This is a genomic window from Pseudomonas sp. R38(2017) (assembly GCF_002112395.1).
Classification (GTDB): domain Bacteria; phylum Pseudomonadota; class Gammaproteobacteria; order Pseudomonadales; family Pseudomonadaceae; genus Aquipseudomonas.
The window spans coordinates 26,630-42,540 of the sequence record NZ_NEHN01000003.1 but is presented as its reverse complement, the minus strand read 5'-3'; the positions used below and the strand labels follow the sequence as shown (position 1 = coordinate 42,540).

Below are 15,911 nucleotides of genomic sequence, written 5' to 3'. Positions count from 1 at the left end.
CCATACGCTCGATACTCCTGAGCAGGGCTCCAGCGGAGCCCTGTAACCATCCTTGCGTTATTCGAAGCGTTGCTGGGTGAAGCTGTTTTTGCCTTTGCGCCAGACAATCAGCGACTCACTCATCACCACCAGATCGACCATCCCTTCTTTCAGCGCATCCAGTGCATCCTGAGACGAACACACGATCGGCTCTTCATGGCGATTGAACGAGGTGTTGATCAACGCCGCCTGACCCGTCCGCTCATGCCAGGCATTCAACAGGCGATGCATGAACGCATCGCGCTCCGGGCGAATGATCTGCGGCCGCGCGGTGCCGTCGATGTGCACGACTGCCGGACTGGCTTCGCTGAACTGCGGATGACAATCGTAGGTCATGGTCATGGTGTCTGCCGCGACTTGATCCTCATCCCAGCCAACGTAGCAGGCCGCTGCCTGTTCAATGGCGGTGACCGGGCCGAACGGCATGAACTCCGTGCGGTGCATGCGCTTGTTCAGCCAGTCGTTCACTTCGCCATCCTGCGCGTGATAGACGATGCTGCGGTTGCACAGTGAGCGCGGGCCGAACTCCATCTTGCCCTTGAACATGCCCAGCACCTGGTTTTCCATCAGTGCGTCGGTCAGCACATCGATGATGTTCGACGGGGTGTGGTAACCGAGCTCGGGATAGTCGCGATGGATCAGGTTGATGTTCTGCGAAACGCTGCGCGAATCCGGGCCGAGGGTCATTACCGGGTTCTTGAAGCGGGTGCCGTTCTCCAGGTACGCCGCCCCGACGGCCGCCGCCAGTGCCAGGCCACCATCGCCCATGCACGGCAGCACATAGACGTTTTTAACGCCGGGAATCTCGCGCAGGCGCTGGTTGAGTTTGACGTTGCCAAACACGCCGCCGGCCAGGCACAGATTGGTGCTGCCGCGTTGTTCCAGATGATGTTTGACGACCGCCACCAGCAAGTCTTCGGAGTGGCGCTGCACGGCGGCGGCGATGTCCTCGGGGGTTTCCCGGGAGAAAAGGGTTTCCAGTGATTCGCTGTAGTTGTTGTAGGACGGCACGAACAGGTCGCCGCAACTTGCCTTGATGCGCCCGTCTTCGAAACGGATCATCTGCTGCATCACCCCCAGCAGCTTCTGCGGATCGCCGAACGCGGCCAGGCCCGTGACCTTGCCTTCATGACGGTTCGGTTTGTAGCCCAGCAAGTGAGTGATCCGGCCGTAGAAGTAACCCAGGCTGTCGATGCTGGTTTCTCGTTGCAGTACCGTGGTTTCGGTCGGGCTGTACCAGGTCACGGTCAGGGACTGGAAGTCGCCGCGCCCGTCACAAGTCAGGGTCAAGGCCTCATCGAACGGCGAGCAGACATAAGCACCGAGGGCATGGCACTCGTGGTGATCGATGTAATACGCCTTGCCGGTCAAGCCATTGGCAGCGATGTACCGGTCGAATTCGGCGCGCTTCTCTCTGTCGTTGCGGACTTCATCGGTGACACGCTGGCGGAACTGCGCCAGGCCCTCGGGGTTGTTCCGGACCTCCTCGACGATCCGGTCGAAATACAGCTCAAGGTGTTTATCGGCGTTGAAACCGGCATTCCATCCGTAAGCCACGTAGTCGAGATCTTCCAGCGACACGCCGGCCTGACTCAAGACAAACTCGATGGATTTGGCGGGCCAGATCTTGTGGTCCTTGATCCGGGTGAAACGCTCTTCGCTGACTGCCGAGAGAATCTGACCATCACGTACCAGGCAAGCGCCCGACAAATCGTTATTGGTAATGCCCAAAATGACCATAACTACTCCTTGTTCTTGCCAATTTCGCGGATGAGTTTGCCCACGACCGAAGAGCGCAATGCTCCAGCCAGGGCGCTTGGTGCCGTGTCATGAACCGTGAGGAGGCGAAATCGTCTGGTTCGCCCGGGATGTGCCTTTACAAGCAGGCAGCAGAGGTGCGTATTGCCATCGCAAATTCCTTTTGCAAAAAATTTCCACGGGCGTTACCCACCGACCTGGCCTCATGGCCAGACAACCAGTGGGTGCCCGCTATCCTACAAACCGGCCAGTTGCGTTGGCCATGCCTGTGCGGGGATCAGACTAGTAGGAAATGTCTGAACGTTTCGATGAGCCTCGGCATCCTGTCCTTCTTTTCCGGGGCATAAAAAAACCTGTGGGAGCCGGTTGGCTCCCACAGGTTCAAGTTTGGTGTGTGGACTCACACCATTTCGTTGCGAATCCAATCAACCACCGACGTACGCTTCGGCGCCCAGCCCAGCAGTTCGCGGGCGTGTTTGCCGCGTACCCGGCTGTTGGAGCCGAGGCCGTAGTTGGCCATTTCGTAGCCCCACTCCGCTTCGGCGTCTTTCAGCGGCCAGTCTTGTGGCTTGCCCAGATTCAGGGCCACGGCCATGGCGGTGGTCATGTCGATGAACGACGCTTCGCCGCTTTCGACGAAGTAGAAGGTGCCCGGGACGTTTTGGGTCAGGGCCAGCAAGTACAGCGCCACCACGTCTTCGATGTGCACGTTGGACCAGATGTTCTGACCGGTGCCGACGTGACGCACCACGCCGCTTTGGCGCGCCTGTTTCAGCAGGCGCGGCAGTTGCACGCTGTCGCGATTGACGCCCAGGCTGTGACCGTAGATCAAGGTGTTGCAGATGACGGCCGAGTTCACGCCGTCCTTCGCCGCGGCGAGGATCAGGTTGTCGATGGCCACGCGTGCGGCTTTGTCGATGGTGGGCTCCGGCAGGTTGTCTTCGAAGTAGATGACGTCGCTGGATTTACCACCCGAGGCATCGCCGACGATGCTCGAACCGCTGGTGTGCAGGAACACTTTGTTCGAGCCGCGCAGGGCATCGAGTAAGGCTTCGACGGCGCCGCGATGGTCGCTGCTGGCGGCGTTGATCACCGCGTCAGCGGCGCGAGCCTGTTCGGCCAGCAGTGCCCTGTCGTCGAGGGTGCCGATCACCGGGGTGATGCCCAGTGCTTTCAGCTCATTGGCCTGTTCCTCGCTGCGCACAAGACCGGTGACGGCGTGGCCCGCCTGGACCAGACCGGTGGCGATGGAGCCGCCGATAAAACCGGCGGCGCCGGTGACGAATACGTTCATGGAGAAACTCCCTGCGTGAATAAGTGATGCAACGAGTATCGACCGCAGAACCCGGTGGAAAAACCCGTCGACAACCAAATCACTGTTGCGCAGGGGTCACGAATCAGCCTTTGAAATCAGCGCTGGCGTAAGCCGCCAGTTTGCTCTGGATAAAATCCAGGAAGCACTGGATGCGCAGCGCCAGTTGTGAGTTGCGGTAGTACACCGCGTTGATCGGCTGGCGATAGCCGCTGTTGAATTCCGCCAGCAACACCTTGAGGCGCCCGGCGCGAATGTCGTCGATAGTCATGAAGTGCGAGAGGCAGGCAATGCCCTGGCCCTCCAGCGCCAGATGGCGAACCGTCTCGCCGCTGGAGGCGCTGATCGCCGGGGTGATCGGCCAGCGATCGCCGTGCACGTAACGCAACGGCCATTGGTTGAGGCCTTCGTTCTGGGTGAAGCCGAGCAAGGTGTGTTCACTCAGATCGGCGACCTGGAGCGGCGCACCGTGCTTTTCCAGATACGCGGGACTGGCGACGATCAACAGCGGACTGCAGCCGAGCGACCGGGCATGCAACGTCGAATCGGCAAGGGTGCCGATGCGGATGGCGACGTCGGTGCTTTGTTCCAGCAGGTCAATGATCAGGTCATTGCTGTTGAGTTCGAGCTGGATGTCCGGGTACAGCCGCCGGAATTCGTCGATGTACGGCACGATGGCGTGGAGCATGAACGGCGACGCGGCGTTGATTCGCAGTCGCCCCGATGGCGTCTGTTGACGTGAAGACAGGCGCTCTTCGAGTTGATCCATCTGGTCGAGGATCAGCTTGGCCTGTTCGAAGAAATACTTGCCCTCCTCGGTCAGGTCCATGCGCCGCGTGGTGCGGTTGATCAGCGTGGTGTCGAGCTTGGCTTCCAGCCGCGACAGCGTGCGGCTGACCGCCGACGGCGTCTGTCCGACCTGCTCGGCGGCGGCGGAGATCGAACCGCATTCGATCACGCAGACGAAAATCTGCAACTCATCGGATCTGGCTTTCACGGGTGTCCTCGAATCGAAAGGCCTGCTGCACAGGCTCAGGCCTTCGATAGTAGCCGAGCGTCAGGCCTTGAGGCCAAACACCTCGGTCAGATGCTGCTCGTAACGCGCCACATCCGCTTCAATGTTCGGGCGTTTCATCACGTCCACGCAGAGGAAGGTCGGCAAGCCGGTCATGCCAAGAAACTCGTTGGCCTTGTGGAACGGGAAGTAAACGGCATCCACGCCTTTGGCTTCGAAGAAGTCGCTTGGGTCATCGAACGCCTGCTGCGGTGCGTTCCAGGTCAGCGACAGCATGTACTGCTTGCCCTGGATCAGACCGCCGCTGCCGTACTTCTGCGACGCGTCGGAACGGGTGCGACCATCGCTGGCGTAGAGGCTGCCGTGGCCTTCGGTGAACACTTCGTCGATGTACTTTTTCACCGTCCACGGCGCGCCCATCCACCAGCCGGGCATCTGATAAATGATCACGTCGGCCCAGAGGAATTTGGCGACTTCTTCAGCGATGTCGTAACCCTCGTCGATGAAGGTAGTCTTGACGTCGACACCGCCACGATCCAGCACGCTCAGCGCCGCTTCGTGCAGGGTGGTGTTGTAGCGACCGTCGGAGTGGGCAAATTTTTTACCGCCATTGAGCAACAGCACTTTTTTCATGGGACAGCCTCGATCGGATGCCGATGCGCAGCGCAGAGCGCTGGATGGACAAAGGGAGAAATTGGATGGCGGCAGATTAACGATGCGCCTCGCGCGGAATAAGCCGCGTTTGCGCAAAATTCATTTGAGTAAAACGCACGAATCGATTGCCGATTGTTGCCGTAGGATTGGCCGCCATCTGAATCTGAGGAGTTTTTTGCGATGAGCGAACGCCAGGGTTTCATCCTGCACGCCAAGACCCGCCCGGAAAAAGCCGAGGCCTTCGAAGCGTTTTTCCGCGCTTATGTCGAGCCGAGCCGCGCCGAACCTGGCTGCATCGAGTACCACATGCTGCGCGACAAGGAAGATCCGAGCCTGTTCATCTTCTACGAGATCTGGGAAAGCCAGGCACATCTGGACGTGCACTCGAACCTGCCCCACATGCAGCAGTTTCTCGCCAATCGCATGGAGTATCTGGAGCGGGATTTCGATATCCGCCCGATTGAAATGCTCAGCGCGTCGTCCGCTAGCCGCTGATCAGCAGATGGGCGCCGAGCGCGCCCAGACCGATGAAGAACACCCGCTTGAACAGCACGGCACTGATGCGCTGGCGCAGCCATTGGCCGAGCAGCATACCGAGCATGGCGGGGATCAGCGCCAGCAGCGAAGCGCTCAATTCCGCGCCGCCGAGCGACCCGCGCCAGAGCAATCCGCCGGCCAGTGCCAGGGTCGAAACCGTGAAGGACAGGCCCAGCGCCTGAACCAGTTCGTCGCGGCTCAAACCCAGTGCCTGTAGATACGGCACCGCCGGAATCACGAACAAGCCGGTGGCCGAAGTGATGACGCCGGTGATCACGCCACACAGCGGTTCCAGCCACGGTTCATGGCGGCGACTGACACTCAGCGTCGGCATAAACAATCCGCTCAGCGCATAGAGCAACAGCGCCGCGCCCAGCCCGCGCACCACCCAATGCCCACCCGCCATGCCGATCCACAACGTGCCGATGGCCGTACCGAAAAAGATCGCCAGCAGCATCGGCCACAGCCGGTTCACCAGCCCGCGCAGATGCCCGCCGAACGCCAGTTGCCAGACATTGGTGAGGGTTGCCGGAATAATCAGCAACGCCGCAGCCTGCGACGGCACCATAGCCAGACCAAGCAAGCCCATGGCGACGGTGGGCAGGCCGAGGCCGATCACGCCTTTCACCAGACCGGCGAGGACGAAGGTCGCAATCACCAGCAAAGACAGGGCCAGACCGAGGTTTTGATAGAAATCTGCGAGTGCGTTCATGGCGATACTGTGCGCCTGCGCGGATGAACTGAAAATCTGTCATACACTGAGGCAGCCTCTCCCTCAGCAAGAGCCACACGTCATGCACTTCGACCTCACCGACCTGCGCCTGTACCTGCACATCCTCGACAGCGGCAACATCACCGCCGGCGCCGCCCGCAGTCATCTGTCGCTGGCGGCGGCCAGTGCGCGGATCCGGACGATGGAAGCTTCGTTGGGCACCGAGTTCTTGGAGCGCGGGCGCCGTGGCGTCACACCGACGCCGGCCGGCAAAGCCCTGGCGCAACATGCGCGAGTGTTGCTGCAACAGGCCGACCGCTTGCAACAGGATCTGGCGGAATACGCGCGCGGCGTCAAAGGCCAGGTGCGTCTGTTGTGCAACACCACGGCCCTCAGCGAATACCTGCCGGAGGTGCTCGCGGATTTCCTGCGTGAGCATCCCAACCTCGACATCGATTTGCAGGAGTTGCCCAGCGCCCGCATCACCCATGCCTTGCGCCAGGGCTCGGCGGATCTGGGCATTGTGTCCGATGCGATCGACACCACCGACTTGCAGACCCGAGCCTTTCGCGATGATCCGCTGGTGCTGATTCTGCCGCTGGAACATCCGCTGTCTGACGCGACCGAAATCAGTTTCAGCGACGCCCTGCGCCACGACTTCATCGGTCTGCATGCCGACAGCGCGCTGGCGATTTACCTGGAAGAACAGGCCCTGCACAACGGCTCGCGGATGCAGATCCGCATCCGCGCCGACGGTTTCGACGGCGTGATGCGCATGGTCGCTCGGGGTGCCGGTCTGGGCATCGTACCGCTGGCGGCGGTCCAGCGTGCCGCGCCGCAAGCCTTCAAGACCGTGCCGATGAATGAGGGCTGGGCCATGCGTAAACTGTTGCTGTGCGCGCGGGATTTCGCCGCCCTCCCCGCCTATGCCCGCGCGTTGCTCGACGCCTTGACTCTGCCCTGAGGGGCAGACTTTACCCTTGGGGTTTCTTCCTCAGGGGCAGTCATGATGGGCAAGCGGATTTTGTTGATTCTCGGCCATCCATCCAGCGAAAGTTTTTGTGCGGCACTGGCCGGACGTTACTTGGAATCAGCCCGCGAGGCCGGGCACGAGGTGCGGCAACTGTCCCTCGGCCAGATCGATTTCGACCCGATCCTGCGCGAAGGCTACCGCCAGGTTCAGGTCCTTGAACCGGATCTGCTCCAGGCTCAGGCAGACCTGCTGTGGGCCGAACACCTGACGCTGGTGTACCCGATCTGGTGGGGCGGGATTCCGGCGCTGCTCAAAGGTTTTTTCGATCGGGTCCTGCTCCCCGGCTTCGCTTTCAAATACCGCGAGGGCAAAGCATTTCCCGACAAACTCCTGCACGGTCGCAGCGCCCATTTGCTGGTCACCATGGACACGCCGCCCTGGTATTACCGCTGGATCTATCGCATGCCCGGCCTTCACGAGGTGCGCAAGAACACACTGGCGTTCTGCGGTATCGAACCCCGCCGGACGCTGACCTTCGGACCAGTGCTCGGCGCCAGCGACCATCAGCGTGAAACCTGGCTGAAGCAGGCCGGATCGATTGCCCGGCATTGAGTTTTCCGCTATTGGTGCTCTGGCCCGCTGACGGAGAAAAGGGATTTGCACATGTACATCGGCCAGGCCGCACAGCGTTCGGGAACCACGATCAAGACCATCCGCCACTACGAGTCGATCGGCCTGCTGCCCGAGGCCCCGCGCCAGGGCAAATACCGGGTTTAAGACCCGCAGACGGTCGAACTGCTGAGTTTTATCAAATGCGCACAGGCACTGGGTTTTCGCCTCAGGGAATTGCAGGCGATCTTTGCCGGCCAGCCTGAACTGACGCCCTATGAAAAGGCCCGCCGCGCGATTGCCGGCAAACAACAGGAAATCGCGGCGCAGCTCTCGAAACTCACCCGCCAGCAAGAGGAACTGAGCGCGCTGGAGGCCAGTCTTGAACACGCGCAACAGCAATGCCTGTCGAGCGTATCGACTGCAAAATAAGCACAAGGAATAGCTTGCAAGGTACGTATACATACGTACTATATCGCCAGAGCGAACGTGTTGCCCGATACCCGTTTTCGCACAACGACAACGGACAAGGAAGAACGGATCGGCTCCATTAAACCTACATGGAATGAGGTGACGCGATGGTTGATTCAACGGAGTTTCGTAATGCAATGGCGATGTTGGGGAGTGCCGTCACCATCGTCACGACCGATGGCCCTGCGGGGCGTTTCGGCTTTACCGCGTCGGCGGTGTGCAGCGTGACGGATTCACCGCCCACGCTGCTGGTGTGCGTCAATCGCTCGTCGTCCAATCACGAGCATTTCAAGACCAATGGCGTGTTGTGCGTGAACGTCCTGACCGGCGATCACCAGTCGACCTCCGGGGCGTTCGCCAATCGGCAGTTGAGCATGCAGGAGCGTTTTTCCAGCGTGAACTGCCAAACCCTCAAGACCGGTTCGCCGGTGATCGAAGAGGCGCTGGTGAGCCTCGATTGCCGGGTCAGCAAGGTCGATGAAGTGGGCACTCACAGCATCTTCTACTGTGAAATTCTCGAGCTGCAGCAACACAGCGAGGCCACGGAAGGCCTGGTCTACTTCAACCGCAGTTACTACCGTCTGAACGACGAACTGCGCCTGGCACCCGAGCAGTGATCCAGACACCCGCCGGCCTCGGCTGACGCCGGCCGGCGGGTCATGACAGGGATGTACCCATGCTATTCAATGAAGACAACTTCGCGGATATCGACCTGAACCTGATCATCATTTTCCTGGTGCTGTTCCGCGAACGCAGCGTGTCACGCACGGCCGAACGCCTGCACGTCAAACAACCCGCCATCAGCGGATCGCTGGCCCGGCTGCGCAAGCGGTTCGATGATCCTCTGTTTCTGCGCTCATCCAGAACCATGCGCCCGACCTCGAAAGCCGAGGAGCTGGCGCAGGCCCTGACGCCGGCCATCAAGCAGATCGAAGCGGTGATCCGGCTCTGAAAAACCGGCGAAAAAAAACCTGCGGGCGTTCGCTCCCGCAGGTTTCATTTTGTCAGGCCGACTTGAGCGCCTGAGCGTACTCGACCCGAGCCCAGAACGCCGGCAGGAAGCACTCGCTGACCAGCAGCGCCGAGCCATTGCGGGTGAAGCGCGAACGCCGGGCCAGCAGACGTTTGGCCTGCGGCGCGTAGCGCTGGGACAGCGCCGCCAACGGTGCGCCAGGGGGCAGCACGGCGCACTGGAAGGGCTCGCGCAGGGTCTGCTCCGAGGTGTAGAGAATCTCGGCCAGCGGTCGACGACCATAGCCGTTCAGATCCGCCCAGTCGCCCTTCAGCGCCGGCATGCTGGTCAGGCTGCGCGCGGTGACACAGGCCTCGCCATCGAGCTTCATCACCACTTCACGCACCCAGCCGATGGTCATCGGCGGCACGTTCAGTGCGTGCGCTTCTTCTGGATTGAGCGGGCCATGGGACTGCTCGACCACTTCGATTGAATAGTCGCCCATGGCTTTCAGGCGCGGGGTCAAGGCCCCGGGCAAAAACAGCCAGTGATGCTCGGAGCCGGTCAAATCCGACAGGGGTCGCGACGACCAGTAATGACTTGTATCCATACCCGCACACACCTTCCTGGTGATGGTGAATTGTTTGGTTGCCGTGGAAGGCCAACCCTTCACCGGCGGTGTCTGTCACTCGGTTCCGTTTTCTTCGGTCACTTCGTGTTTGCTGATCACGCTGATGGTCTGTTCATCGGTCTTGACCGCCGACAGCAGCGAGTCAAGAAGCCCCGGGAAACGCATGTCCATGTCTTCACGACGCAAGGACAGCAGGTTTTCCCGACCGTAGGGGCGTTGCCAAATCAGACCGCTGTCGCGCAGTACCCGCCAGTGGTGGGTCATGGTCGACTTCGATGCGCCCTTGAGGATCCGGCCGCATGGATGTTCCTGGCCATCGGACAACACTTTCAACACGGTCAGGCGAAGCGGGCTTCCCAATGCGTTCAGCACATTTTCCAGAAGGATCTGATCCTGATTGGGATGATTCGGGACGTTCATAGGTAGGTACCCTTGATGATATAGGCGGGAAAAATCCGTCTTGTATTCGTCTATACGAGAACAGTAAGACTATACACAAGATGCTTTTTTCCCGCGACAGCCACCCCGAAGGCGGCGTCCCGGAAAACACTACAGAGCACTGCTCTGTGCCGTCTCCAGCGCAGGCGCCTGGAACCCGCCGCCCAGCGCTGCCATCAACGAAACCGAGCTGTCGATGTGCTTGCTGTTGAGGAAGGCCAGGCGCATTTCGTCCTGAATCAATTGTTGCTCGATGTTCAGCGCATCGAGGAACGTGTCCTCCCCTGCCTTGTAACGCGACTGCGACAGATCGTAAGACGACTGGGCAATCGAACAGGCATCGCGCTGCACGACGATTTGCTGCTCGAACGAACGCAACTGTGTCACCGAAATTGCCACTTCGTGCAGGGCCGAATTCAACACCCGGTTGTACTGGGCGATAGAGCTGTCCAGTTCAGCATTGCCGGCTTTCAGATCGGAGCGCAGACGACCCGCATCGAAGATCGGCAGCGACACCGTCGGCGCCACATTCCAGAACTTGCTGACCCCGGCGAACATCGCATCACCGATCAAGGCATGCGAGCCTGCCGCCGCCACCAGGTTGATGTTCGGGTAGAACGTGGTCTTCACCGCTTCAACGTTCTTGGTCTCGGCCTCTACCCGCCAGCGCGCAGCGACGATATCCGGACGACGACCGAGCAACTGCGCCGGCAACTGCGCCGGCAATGCCACGACGCTGGCTTGCAGATTCGATGGCCGCTCGAGTGTGCGCGCACGATCGACACCCTTGCCGATCAGCGCCGACAATTGCAGCCGGGCGATTTCGATGTCTTCGTTGGCGCCGATCAGGGTCGACTCCGAACGCGCCTTGAGGCTCTGCACCTGTTTGAGTTGCGAGAGGTTGTCGAGCCCCGAGCCGTAGCGCGAATCCGTCAGCTCCACAAGTTTGCTCAAGCGTTCGAGGTCGCGCTGGTTGAGCTCCGACACCTGCCAGGCGTACGCCAGCTGGTTGTAGGCCTTGGCCACGTTGACCGCCAGAATCAGCCGCGACGATTGCAGATCGACTTCCGCCGCTTTCGCGCTGTTGAGCGCCGATTCCCAGGCAGCACGCTGGCCGCCCCAGAGGTCGAAGGTGTAGCTGAAGTTCACCGCCAGATTGCGTGCGGTGAAGTATTTCTCACCCTCGCCGCTGTAATCCTCGAAGCGCGACAGCCGACCGCGAGTGACACCCGCCGACGCATCCATTTCCGGGTAACGCTCAGCATCGCGCAGGTCGAGGAACGCGTTGGCCTTGGCGACCCGGGCAGCGACTTCCTGCAAGTCCGGGTTGCTGGCATACGCCTCTTCGATCAACGCGCCCAAGCGTGGATCGCCCAGCGATGTCCACCAGTCCGCACGCGGCCACTGGGCCGCTGGCAACTTGTCTTTCAGGCTGTCGGACGGCGCATCGCCGACCGCCAGCAATTTGCCCTGATGATCGATCCCGGCGTAGTTCACACAACCCGCCGCCAACAGGATGGACGCCGCCAGGGGCGCCAGCATCAAGCGTGTAATTGAATACATGTCACGTCCTCACAGGATGGGTTGCGGCACACCGGCCGGTTCGGCTTCGGGTGCGTGGCTCGGTTGCTTGATCGAACTGAGCAGCGTGTACACCGACGGCAGAATGAACAGGGTGAACAAGGTACCGATCAGCATCCCCACCACAATTACCAGGCCCAGGCCGAAGCGGCTGTTGGCGCCGGCACCGCTGGCGAACAACAGCGGCGCGAGACCGACCACCATGGCTGCGGTGGTCATCAGGATCGGCCGCAGACGCACCTGCGCGGCGTGCTGGATCGCTTGCACGCAGTCCATGCCTTGCTGGCGCTGCAACTCGTTGGCGAACGCGACCATCAGGATCCCGTGTTTACTGATCAGACCGATCAGCGTGATCAGGCCGATCTGGGTGTAGATGTTCATCGAAGTCATGCCCAGCGCCAGCGGCACCAGGGCCCCGCAGATCGACAGCGGCACGCTGATCAGAATGATGAACGGGTCGCGGAAGCTCTCGTACTGCACGCTCAGCACCAGATAGATGATCACCAGGGCCAGGCCGAAGGTGAACGCCAGGCTGTTGCCTTCCTGCACGTATTGGCGGGCGTCGGACTGCCAGTCGAAACTGAAGCCGGCCGGGAAGTTTTCCGATTGTTTCTGCAGGAAGCCCACCGCATCGCCCAACGTCACGCCCGGTGCCGGAATGGCCTGGAACGTGGCGGAGTTCTGCTGGTTGAACTGGGTCAGGCGATTCGGCTCAACCTTGACGCTGAGGGTGGCCAGTGTCGACAACGGCACCGGGTTGCCCTTCTGATCCTTCACGTAATACAGCTTCAGGGTTTCCGGGGTCAGGCGATCCGCCGACACCGACTGCGGGATCACGTCATAGGAACGACCGTGGAACGAGAACCGGTTGACGTACTTCTCGCCGATCAGGCTGTTGAGCGTCTCGCCGATGTCCTGCATGCGGATGCCCAGGGCGTTGGCCTTGGCGCGGTCAACCTGGATTTCCACCACCGGGTTGTTGAAGTCCAGATCGCTGTCGACCACCGCGAACAGACCACTGGCTTGCGCCGCCTGCTTGAGCTGATCCATCACGTTGTACAGCGCCAGATAATCCTGATCGCTGCGGATCACCATCTGCACTGGCAGACCACCGGTAGAGCCCGGCAACGGCGGCATCTGGAACACGAAAATGCTCGTGCCTTCAATCTGGTTCACCCGTGCCTGCAAGTCAGGCTGGATGGTGTTGGCATCCCGGCCGCGCTTTTCCCAGTCCACCAGGTTGATCCCGCCGACGCTGTTGGACAGACCATCGGAACCGTTCGCCACCCAGTTGCTGTAGCCCTCGGGGATTTCGTTGAAGGTCTTGTACAGCTCGTGGGCATAGGCCTCGAGGTAATTCAGGTTGGCGTGCTGCGGTGCCTTGATTGCGGTCAGCAGGATGTTCTGGTCTTCCAGCGGCGCCAGTTCGGTCTGCGCCGAACGATAGAGGAACGGCAGGCTGAAGAAGATCACCAGCGCCACGCTGAGGCTGATCCAGCGACGCGATAGCGAACCGCCGAGCAGCGCGCCATAACGACGGGACAGGTACTGGAAGAAACGATCCGCCTTGACCGCCATGAAACCTTCGCTGGTTTTCGCGTCCAGCAGACGGGTACTCATGATCGGCGAAAGGGTCAGGGCGACGATGCCGGAAATCACCACGGCGCCCGCCAGGGTCAGTGCGAACTCCTTGAACAGCGTGCCGGTGAGGCCGCCCATCAAACCGATCGGCGCATACACCGCCGCCAGGGTGAAGGTCATCGCCACTACCGGACCGGCCACTTCACGGGCGCCGATCAGCGCCGCTTCGAACGGCGTCTTGCCCTCTTCGATGTGACGGTGGACGTTTTCCACCACGACGATGGCGTCGTCCACCACCAGCCCGATGGCCAGCACCATGGCGAGCAGGGTCAGCAAGTTGAGGCTGAAGCCGAACATCTGCATCAGCATCGCCGCGCCGAGCATCGACAGCGGAATGGTCACCAGCGGAATCAGCACGGTGCGGAACGTGCCCAGACACAGGTAAATCACCAGCACCACGATCACCAGCGCTTCGAGCAGGGTGTAGCTCACCTCGTCGATCGACGACTGAATGAAGTGCGCCACTTCGAACGGGATCTGTACGGTCACGCCCGGTGGCAGGGTTTCCTGGATCTGCGGTAGCAATTCACGCACGCGTTTGACGATGACCAGCGGGTTGCCGGTCGGTGCGGCGTCCAGACCGAGGAACAACGCCGGAACGTCGCTCATCGCGCCGCTGGTGTCGGTGGAGGCTGCGTTCAGTTCTACAGTGCCGACGTCACGCACACGGATGATGTGACCGTTGTCGTTGCGCAGCACCATGTCGCGGAAGTCTTCGACGCTGTTCAGGTCAGTGTTGACCCGCAGGTTGCTGACCACGTACAGGCCTTTGACCTGACCCGGCGCTGCCTGGAAGTTGTTGCCTTCGATGGCAGCCGAAACGTCCTGCCCGGTCATGCCGTAACCGGCCAGACGCTGCGGATCGAGCCAAAGGCGCATGGACAGTTTCTGCTCGCCCATGATGTTGATCTTGGCCACGCCTTCGATGCCGGCGAACATCGGTTCGACGACGCGGGAGATGTAATCCGACATCTCCGGAATGGTCAGGTTGGAGCTGGCAAACGCGACGTAAGCCACGCTGGTGAAACCGCCGGAAGTACGCTCAACCACCGGGTCATAAGCATCCTTGGGCAAGCGGTATTTGATCTGGTTGACCTTGGCCATGACCTCGGTCAGCGCCGCGATGGAATCACTGTTCAGTGCCATGCGGATCGTCACCTGGCTGCGGCCCTGGGTCGAGGCCGACGACAGATAGTCGATGCCCTCGACCGAGGCAACGGCCTGGCTGATCGGTTGGGTGACGAAGCCCTGCATCAGCTCCGAAGAGGCGCCGGGATACTGGGTGGTGACCGTGATGGTCGACGTTTCCAGCATCGGGTACTGGCGGATCGGCAGGTTCATCAGCGCGCGCACCCCGAACAGCAGGATCAGCGTGCTGACCACCACGGCCAGCACCGGGCGGCGAAGAAAGAGGTCGGTGAATTTCATTTTTCCAGCCCACTGAGTTTAAGAGCAATCGTGTCCGGCACGCCTTCCACCGCCACACCGTCGTGGAGTTTCAACTGACCGGAAGTCACCACCTGCACACCTTCGATCAAGCCCTTGTCGACCACCGCCCAGCCGTTGCGACGCTCGCCGACCTTGATCGACTCACGCTTGACCTTCTGCACGCCGGTCTCGTCGGTGTAGACCGAGAACACGCTCTCGCCGTAGGCGTTGTAGGTGATCGCGGTTTCAGGAATCAGCAGTTCGGCGGTCTGTGGCAGGGTCACCGAGACCCGTGCATACATGCCGGGACGCAGGCGTTTTTGCGTGTCGGTGATGACCGCTTGAACGTTGATGGTGTGCGACTGGTTGATCTGCGGATCGACCGCGACGATCTTGCCGGCAAAGGTCGCGTCCCCCCAGGCATCGACCTTGGCCTGCACGGTCTGGCCCAGTTGCACTTGCGAGCCATCGCGCTCGGCGAGGGTGAAGTTGACGCGCAGCAGGCCCGGATCCGTCAGGGTCGCCACCGCGCTGCCGGCTTGCAGGTACTGGCCAAGGTGCGCCTGGCGAATGCCGAGGGTGCCGGCGAACGGCGCACGAATGTGCCGCTGGGCGATCTGCGCCTGCATACGTTCCATGTCGCCCTTGGCCGCGTCGTATTGAGCGCGGGCACTGTCGAAGGCGCGACGGCTTTCGGCGCCGGTCTTGGCCAGTTCCTGGACCCGGGCAAACTGCGCCTTGGCCGATTCGTACTCGCCTTTCAGGCGCACCAGTTCACCTTGCTCGGGTGCGTCGTTGAGCTTGAGCAGCACCTGCCCCGCCTTCACTTCATCACCGGACTCGAAATCGATGTCCACCACTTTGCCGCTGACTTCGGCCGAGACCAGCACCTGACGCTGCGCCTCGAGTTTGCCGATGGCTTCGAGGTAGTAGGTGTACGGTTGTTTCTTGACCACGGCCAGGCCGACGCGGGTGCTGGGAATTCGTTGTTCGGCAGCGGCCGGTGGCGGCGACCAGAAACGCCAGCCCAGCGCGGCAGAAAGAACCACCACCAGAACAATAAAGATCAGCGACTTGATAATATTTCGAGCAAGCATGTGGCACTCCCTTGACTCTTTACTGCGAGCACAAAAGTTTGAGATTTAAGAAAATAAAGGTGC

15 protein-coding genes and 1 pseudogene are annotated in these 15,911 nt (G+C 60.9%); 6 read left to right on the top strand and 10 right to left on the bottom strand.

Translation table 11 applies throughout. From position 1 onward, the window contains the following. Window positions 1–57: 57 nt before the first annotated feature. From CAF87_RS07000 to CAF87_RS06985, 4 genes are all read right to left on the bottom strand, one after another. Window positions 58–1,779 (bottom strand): carbamoyltransferase C-terminal domain-containing protein, encoded by a 1,722-nt coding sequence (locus CAF87_RS07000; RefSeq protein ID WP_085734062.1) that lies wholly within the window; start codon window positions 1,777–1,779, stop codon window positions 58–60. 418 nt (window positions 1,780–2,197) lie between these two features. Continuing rightward, window positions 2,198–3,091 (bottom strand): NAD-dependent epimerase/dehydratase family protein, encoded by an 894-nt coding sequence (locus CAF87_RS06995; RefSeq protein ID WP_085734063.1) that lies wholly within the window; start codon window positions 3,089–3,091, stop codon window positions 2,198–2,200. Between the two features lie 103 nt (window positions 3,092–3,194). Continuing rightward, window positions 3,195–4,106 (bottom strand): LysR family transcriptional regulator, encoded by a 912-nt coding sequence (locus CAF87_RS06990; RefSeq protein WP_007953823.1) that lies wholly within the window; start codon window positions 4,104–4,106, stop codon window positions 3,195–3,197. A 60-nt stretch (window positions 4,107–4,166) separates the two neighbouring features. Continuing rightward, the gene (locus tag CAF87_RS06985) at window positions 4,167–4,757 is read right to left on the bottom strand and encodes an NAD(P)H-dependent oxidoreductase (RefSeq protein WP_085734064.1); all 591 of its coding nucleotides are present in this window, start codon (window positions 4,755–4,757) and stop codon (window positions 4,167–4,169) included. 201 nt (window positions 4,758–4,958) lie between these two features. Between CAF87_RS06985 and CAF87_RS06980 the strand changes: the two genes are divergently transcribed. Continuing rightward, window positions 4,959–5,273 carry a putative quinol monooxygenase gene (locus CAF87_RS06980; protein ID WP_065261059.1) on the top strand — a complete coding sequence of 105 codons (315 nt, stop codon included), beginning with the start codon at window positions 4,959–4,961 and terminating at the stop codon, window positions 5,271–5,273. Here the strand turns inward: CAF87_RS06980 and CAF87_RS06975 are convergent. Continuing rightward, on the bottom strand, window positions 5,263–6,027 hold the full coding sequence (locus tag CAF87_RS06975; protein WP_085734065.1) for a sulfite exporter TauE/SafE family protein: 765 nt from the start codon (window positions 6,025–6,027) through the stop codon (window positions 5,263–5,265). The two genes, CAF87_RS06980 and CAF87_RS06975, sit on opposite strands and share 11 nt — an antisense overlap. Before the next feature lie 82 nt (window positions 6,028–6,109). Here CAF87_RS06975 and CAF87_RS06970 point away from each other — a divergent pair, with 82 nt between their 5' ends. The 5 genes and pseudogenes from CAF87_RS06970 to CAF87_RS06950 all read left to right on the top strand — a co-directional run bounded on the left by CAF87_RS06970 (window position 6,110) and on the right by CAF87_RS06950 (window position 9,032). Beyond that, window positions 6,110–6,991: a LysR substrate-binding domain-containing protein gene (locus CAF87_RS06970; protein ID WP_085734066.1), complete on the top strand. Its 882-nt coding sequence runs from the start codon at window positions 6,110–6,112 to the stop codon at window positions 6,989–6,991. A gap of 42 nt (window positions 6,992–7,033) precedes the next feature. Beyond that, a complete protein-coding gene (locus CAF87_RS06965) occupies window positions 7,034–7,612 on the top strand; it encodes an NAD(P)H-dependent oxidoreductase (RefSeq protein ID WP_170929670.1) in 579 nt (192 codons plus the stop codon). A gap of 51 nt (window positions 7,613–7,663) precedes the next feature. Beyond that, window positions 7,664–8,041, top strand: a pseudogene (locus CAF87_RS06960) (MerR family transcriptional regulator). 146 nt (window positions 8,042–8,187) lie between these two features. Beyond that, on the top strand, window positions 8,188–8,697 hold the full coding sequence (locus tag CAF87_RS06955; RefSeq protein ID WP_007953834.1) for a flavin reductase: 510 nt from the start codon (window positions 8,188–8,190) through the stop codon (window positions 8,695–8,697). Window positions 8,698–8,756: 59 nt separating this feature from the next. Then, window positions 8,757–9,032 carry a LysR family transcriptional regulator gene (locus tag CAF87_RS06950; RefSeq protein ID WP_085713206.1) on the top strand — a complete coding sequence of 92 codons (276 nt, stop codon included), beginning with the start codon at window positions 8,757–8,759 and terminating at the stop codon, window positions 9,030–9,032. Window positions 9,033–9,084: 52 nt separating this feature from the next. On the opposite strand, the gene CAF87_RS06945 is transcribed toward CAF87_RS06950, so the two are convergent. The 5 genes from CAF87_RS06945 to CAF87_RS06925 form a co-directional block, all read right to left on the bottom strand. Further along, window positions 9,085–9,642: a chorismate lyase gene (locus tag CAF87_RS06945; protein WP_085734067.1), complete on the bottom strand. Its 558-nt coding sequence runs from the start codon at window positions 9,640–9,642 to the stop codon at window positions 9,085–9,087. A 75-nt stretch (window positions 9,643–9,717) separates the two neighbouring features. Beyond that, window positions 9,718–10,083, bottom strand: coding sequence for a helix-turn-helix transcriptional regulator (locus CAF87_RS06940; protein WP_085734068.1), 366 nt, complete (start codon window positions 10,081–10,083; stop codon window positions 9,718–9,720). Window positions 10,084–10,212: 129 nt separating this feature from the next. Beyond that, the gene (locus CAF87_RS06935) at window positions 10,213–11,664 is read right to left on the bottom strand and encodes an efflux transporter outer membrane subunit (RefSeq protein WP_085734069.1); all 1,452 of its coding nucleotides are present in this window, start codon (window positions 11,662–11,664) and stop codon (window positions 10,213–10,215) included. 9 nt (window positions 11,665–11,673) lie between these two features. After that, window positions 11,674–14,751 (bottom strand): MexW/MexI family multidrug efflux RND transporter permease subunit, encoded by a 3,078-nt coding sequence (locus tag CAF87_RS06930; RefSeq protein WP_085734070.1) that lies wholly within the window; start codon window positions 14,749–14,751, stop codon window positions 11,674–11,676. Beyond that, window positions 14,748–15,848, bottom strand: a complete 1,101-nt coding sequence (locus CAF87_RS06925; RefSeq protein WP_085734071.1) for an efflux RND transporter periplasmic adaptor subunit — start codon at window positions 15,846–15,848, stop codon at window positions 14,748–14,750. Before CAF87_RS06925 ends, CAF87_RS06930 begins: the two co-directional genes overlap by 4 nt. Window positions 15,849–15,911: the final 63 nt, after the last annotated feature.

Coding starts and splice junctions, on each gene's coding strand:
- CAF87_RS06980 (WP_065261059.1), top strand. CDS start 4,959: ATGAGCGAACGCCAGGGTTTCATCCTGCACGCCAAGACCCGCCCGGAA.
- CAF87_RS06985 (WP_085734064.1), bottom strand. CDS start 4,757: ATGAAAAAAGTGCTGTTGCTCAATGGCGGTAAAAAATTTGCCCACTCC.
- CAF87_RS06940 (WP_085734068.1), bottom strand. CDS start 10,083: ATGAACGTCCCGAATCATCCCAATCAGGATCAGATCCTTCTGGAAAAT.
- CAF87_RS06930 (WP_085734070.1), bottom strand. CDS start 14,751: ATGAAATTCACCGACCTCTTTCTTCGCCGCCCGGTGCTGGCCGTGGTG.
- CAF87_RS06965 (WP_170929670.1), top strand. CDS start 7,034: ATGATGGGCAAGCGGATTTTGTTGATTCTCGGCCATCCATCCAGCGAA.
- CAF87_RS06935 (WP_085734069.1), bottom strand. CDS start 11,664: ATGTATTCAATTACACGCTTGATGCTGGCGCCCCTGGCGGCGTCCATC.
- CAF87_RS06955 (WP_007953834.1), top strand. CDS start 8,188: ATGGTTGATTCAACGGAGTTTCGTAATGCAATGGCGATGTTGGGGAGT.
- CAF87_RS06925 (WP_085734071.1), bottom strand. CDS start 15,848: ATGCTTGCTCGAAATATTATCAAGTCGCTGATCTTTATTGTTCTGGTG.
- CAF87_RS07000 (WP_085734062.1), bottom strand. CDS start 1,779: ATGGTCATTTTGGGCATTACCAATAACGATTTGTCGGGCGCTTGCCTG.
- CAF87_RS06945 (WP_085734067.1), bottom strand. CDS start 9,642: ATGGATACAAGTCATTACTGGTCGTCGCGACCCCTGTCGGATTTGACC.
- CAF87_RS06970 (WP_085734066.1), top strand. CDS start 6,110: ATGCACTTCGACCTCACCGACCTGCGCCTGTACCTGCACATCCTCGAC.
- CAF87_RS06995 (WP_085734063.1), bottom strand. CDS start 3,091: ATGAACGTATTCGTCACCGGCGCCGCCGGTTTTATCGGCGGCTCCATC.
- CAF87_RS06950 (WP_085713206.1), top strand. CDS start 8,757: ATGCTATTCAATGAAGACAACTTCGCGGATATCGACCTGAACCTGATC.
- CAF87_RS06975 (WP_085734065.1), bottom strand. CDS start 6,027: ATGAACGCACTCGCAGATTTCTATCAAAACCTCGGTCTGGCCCTGTCT.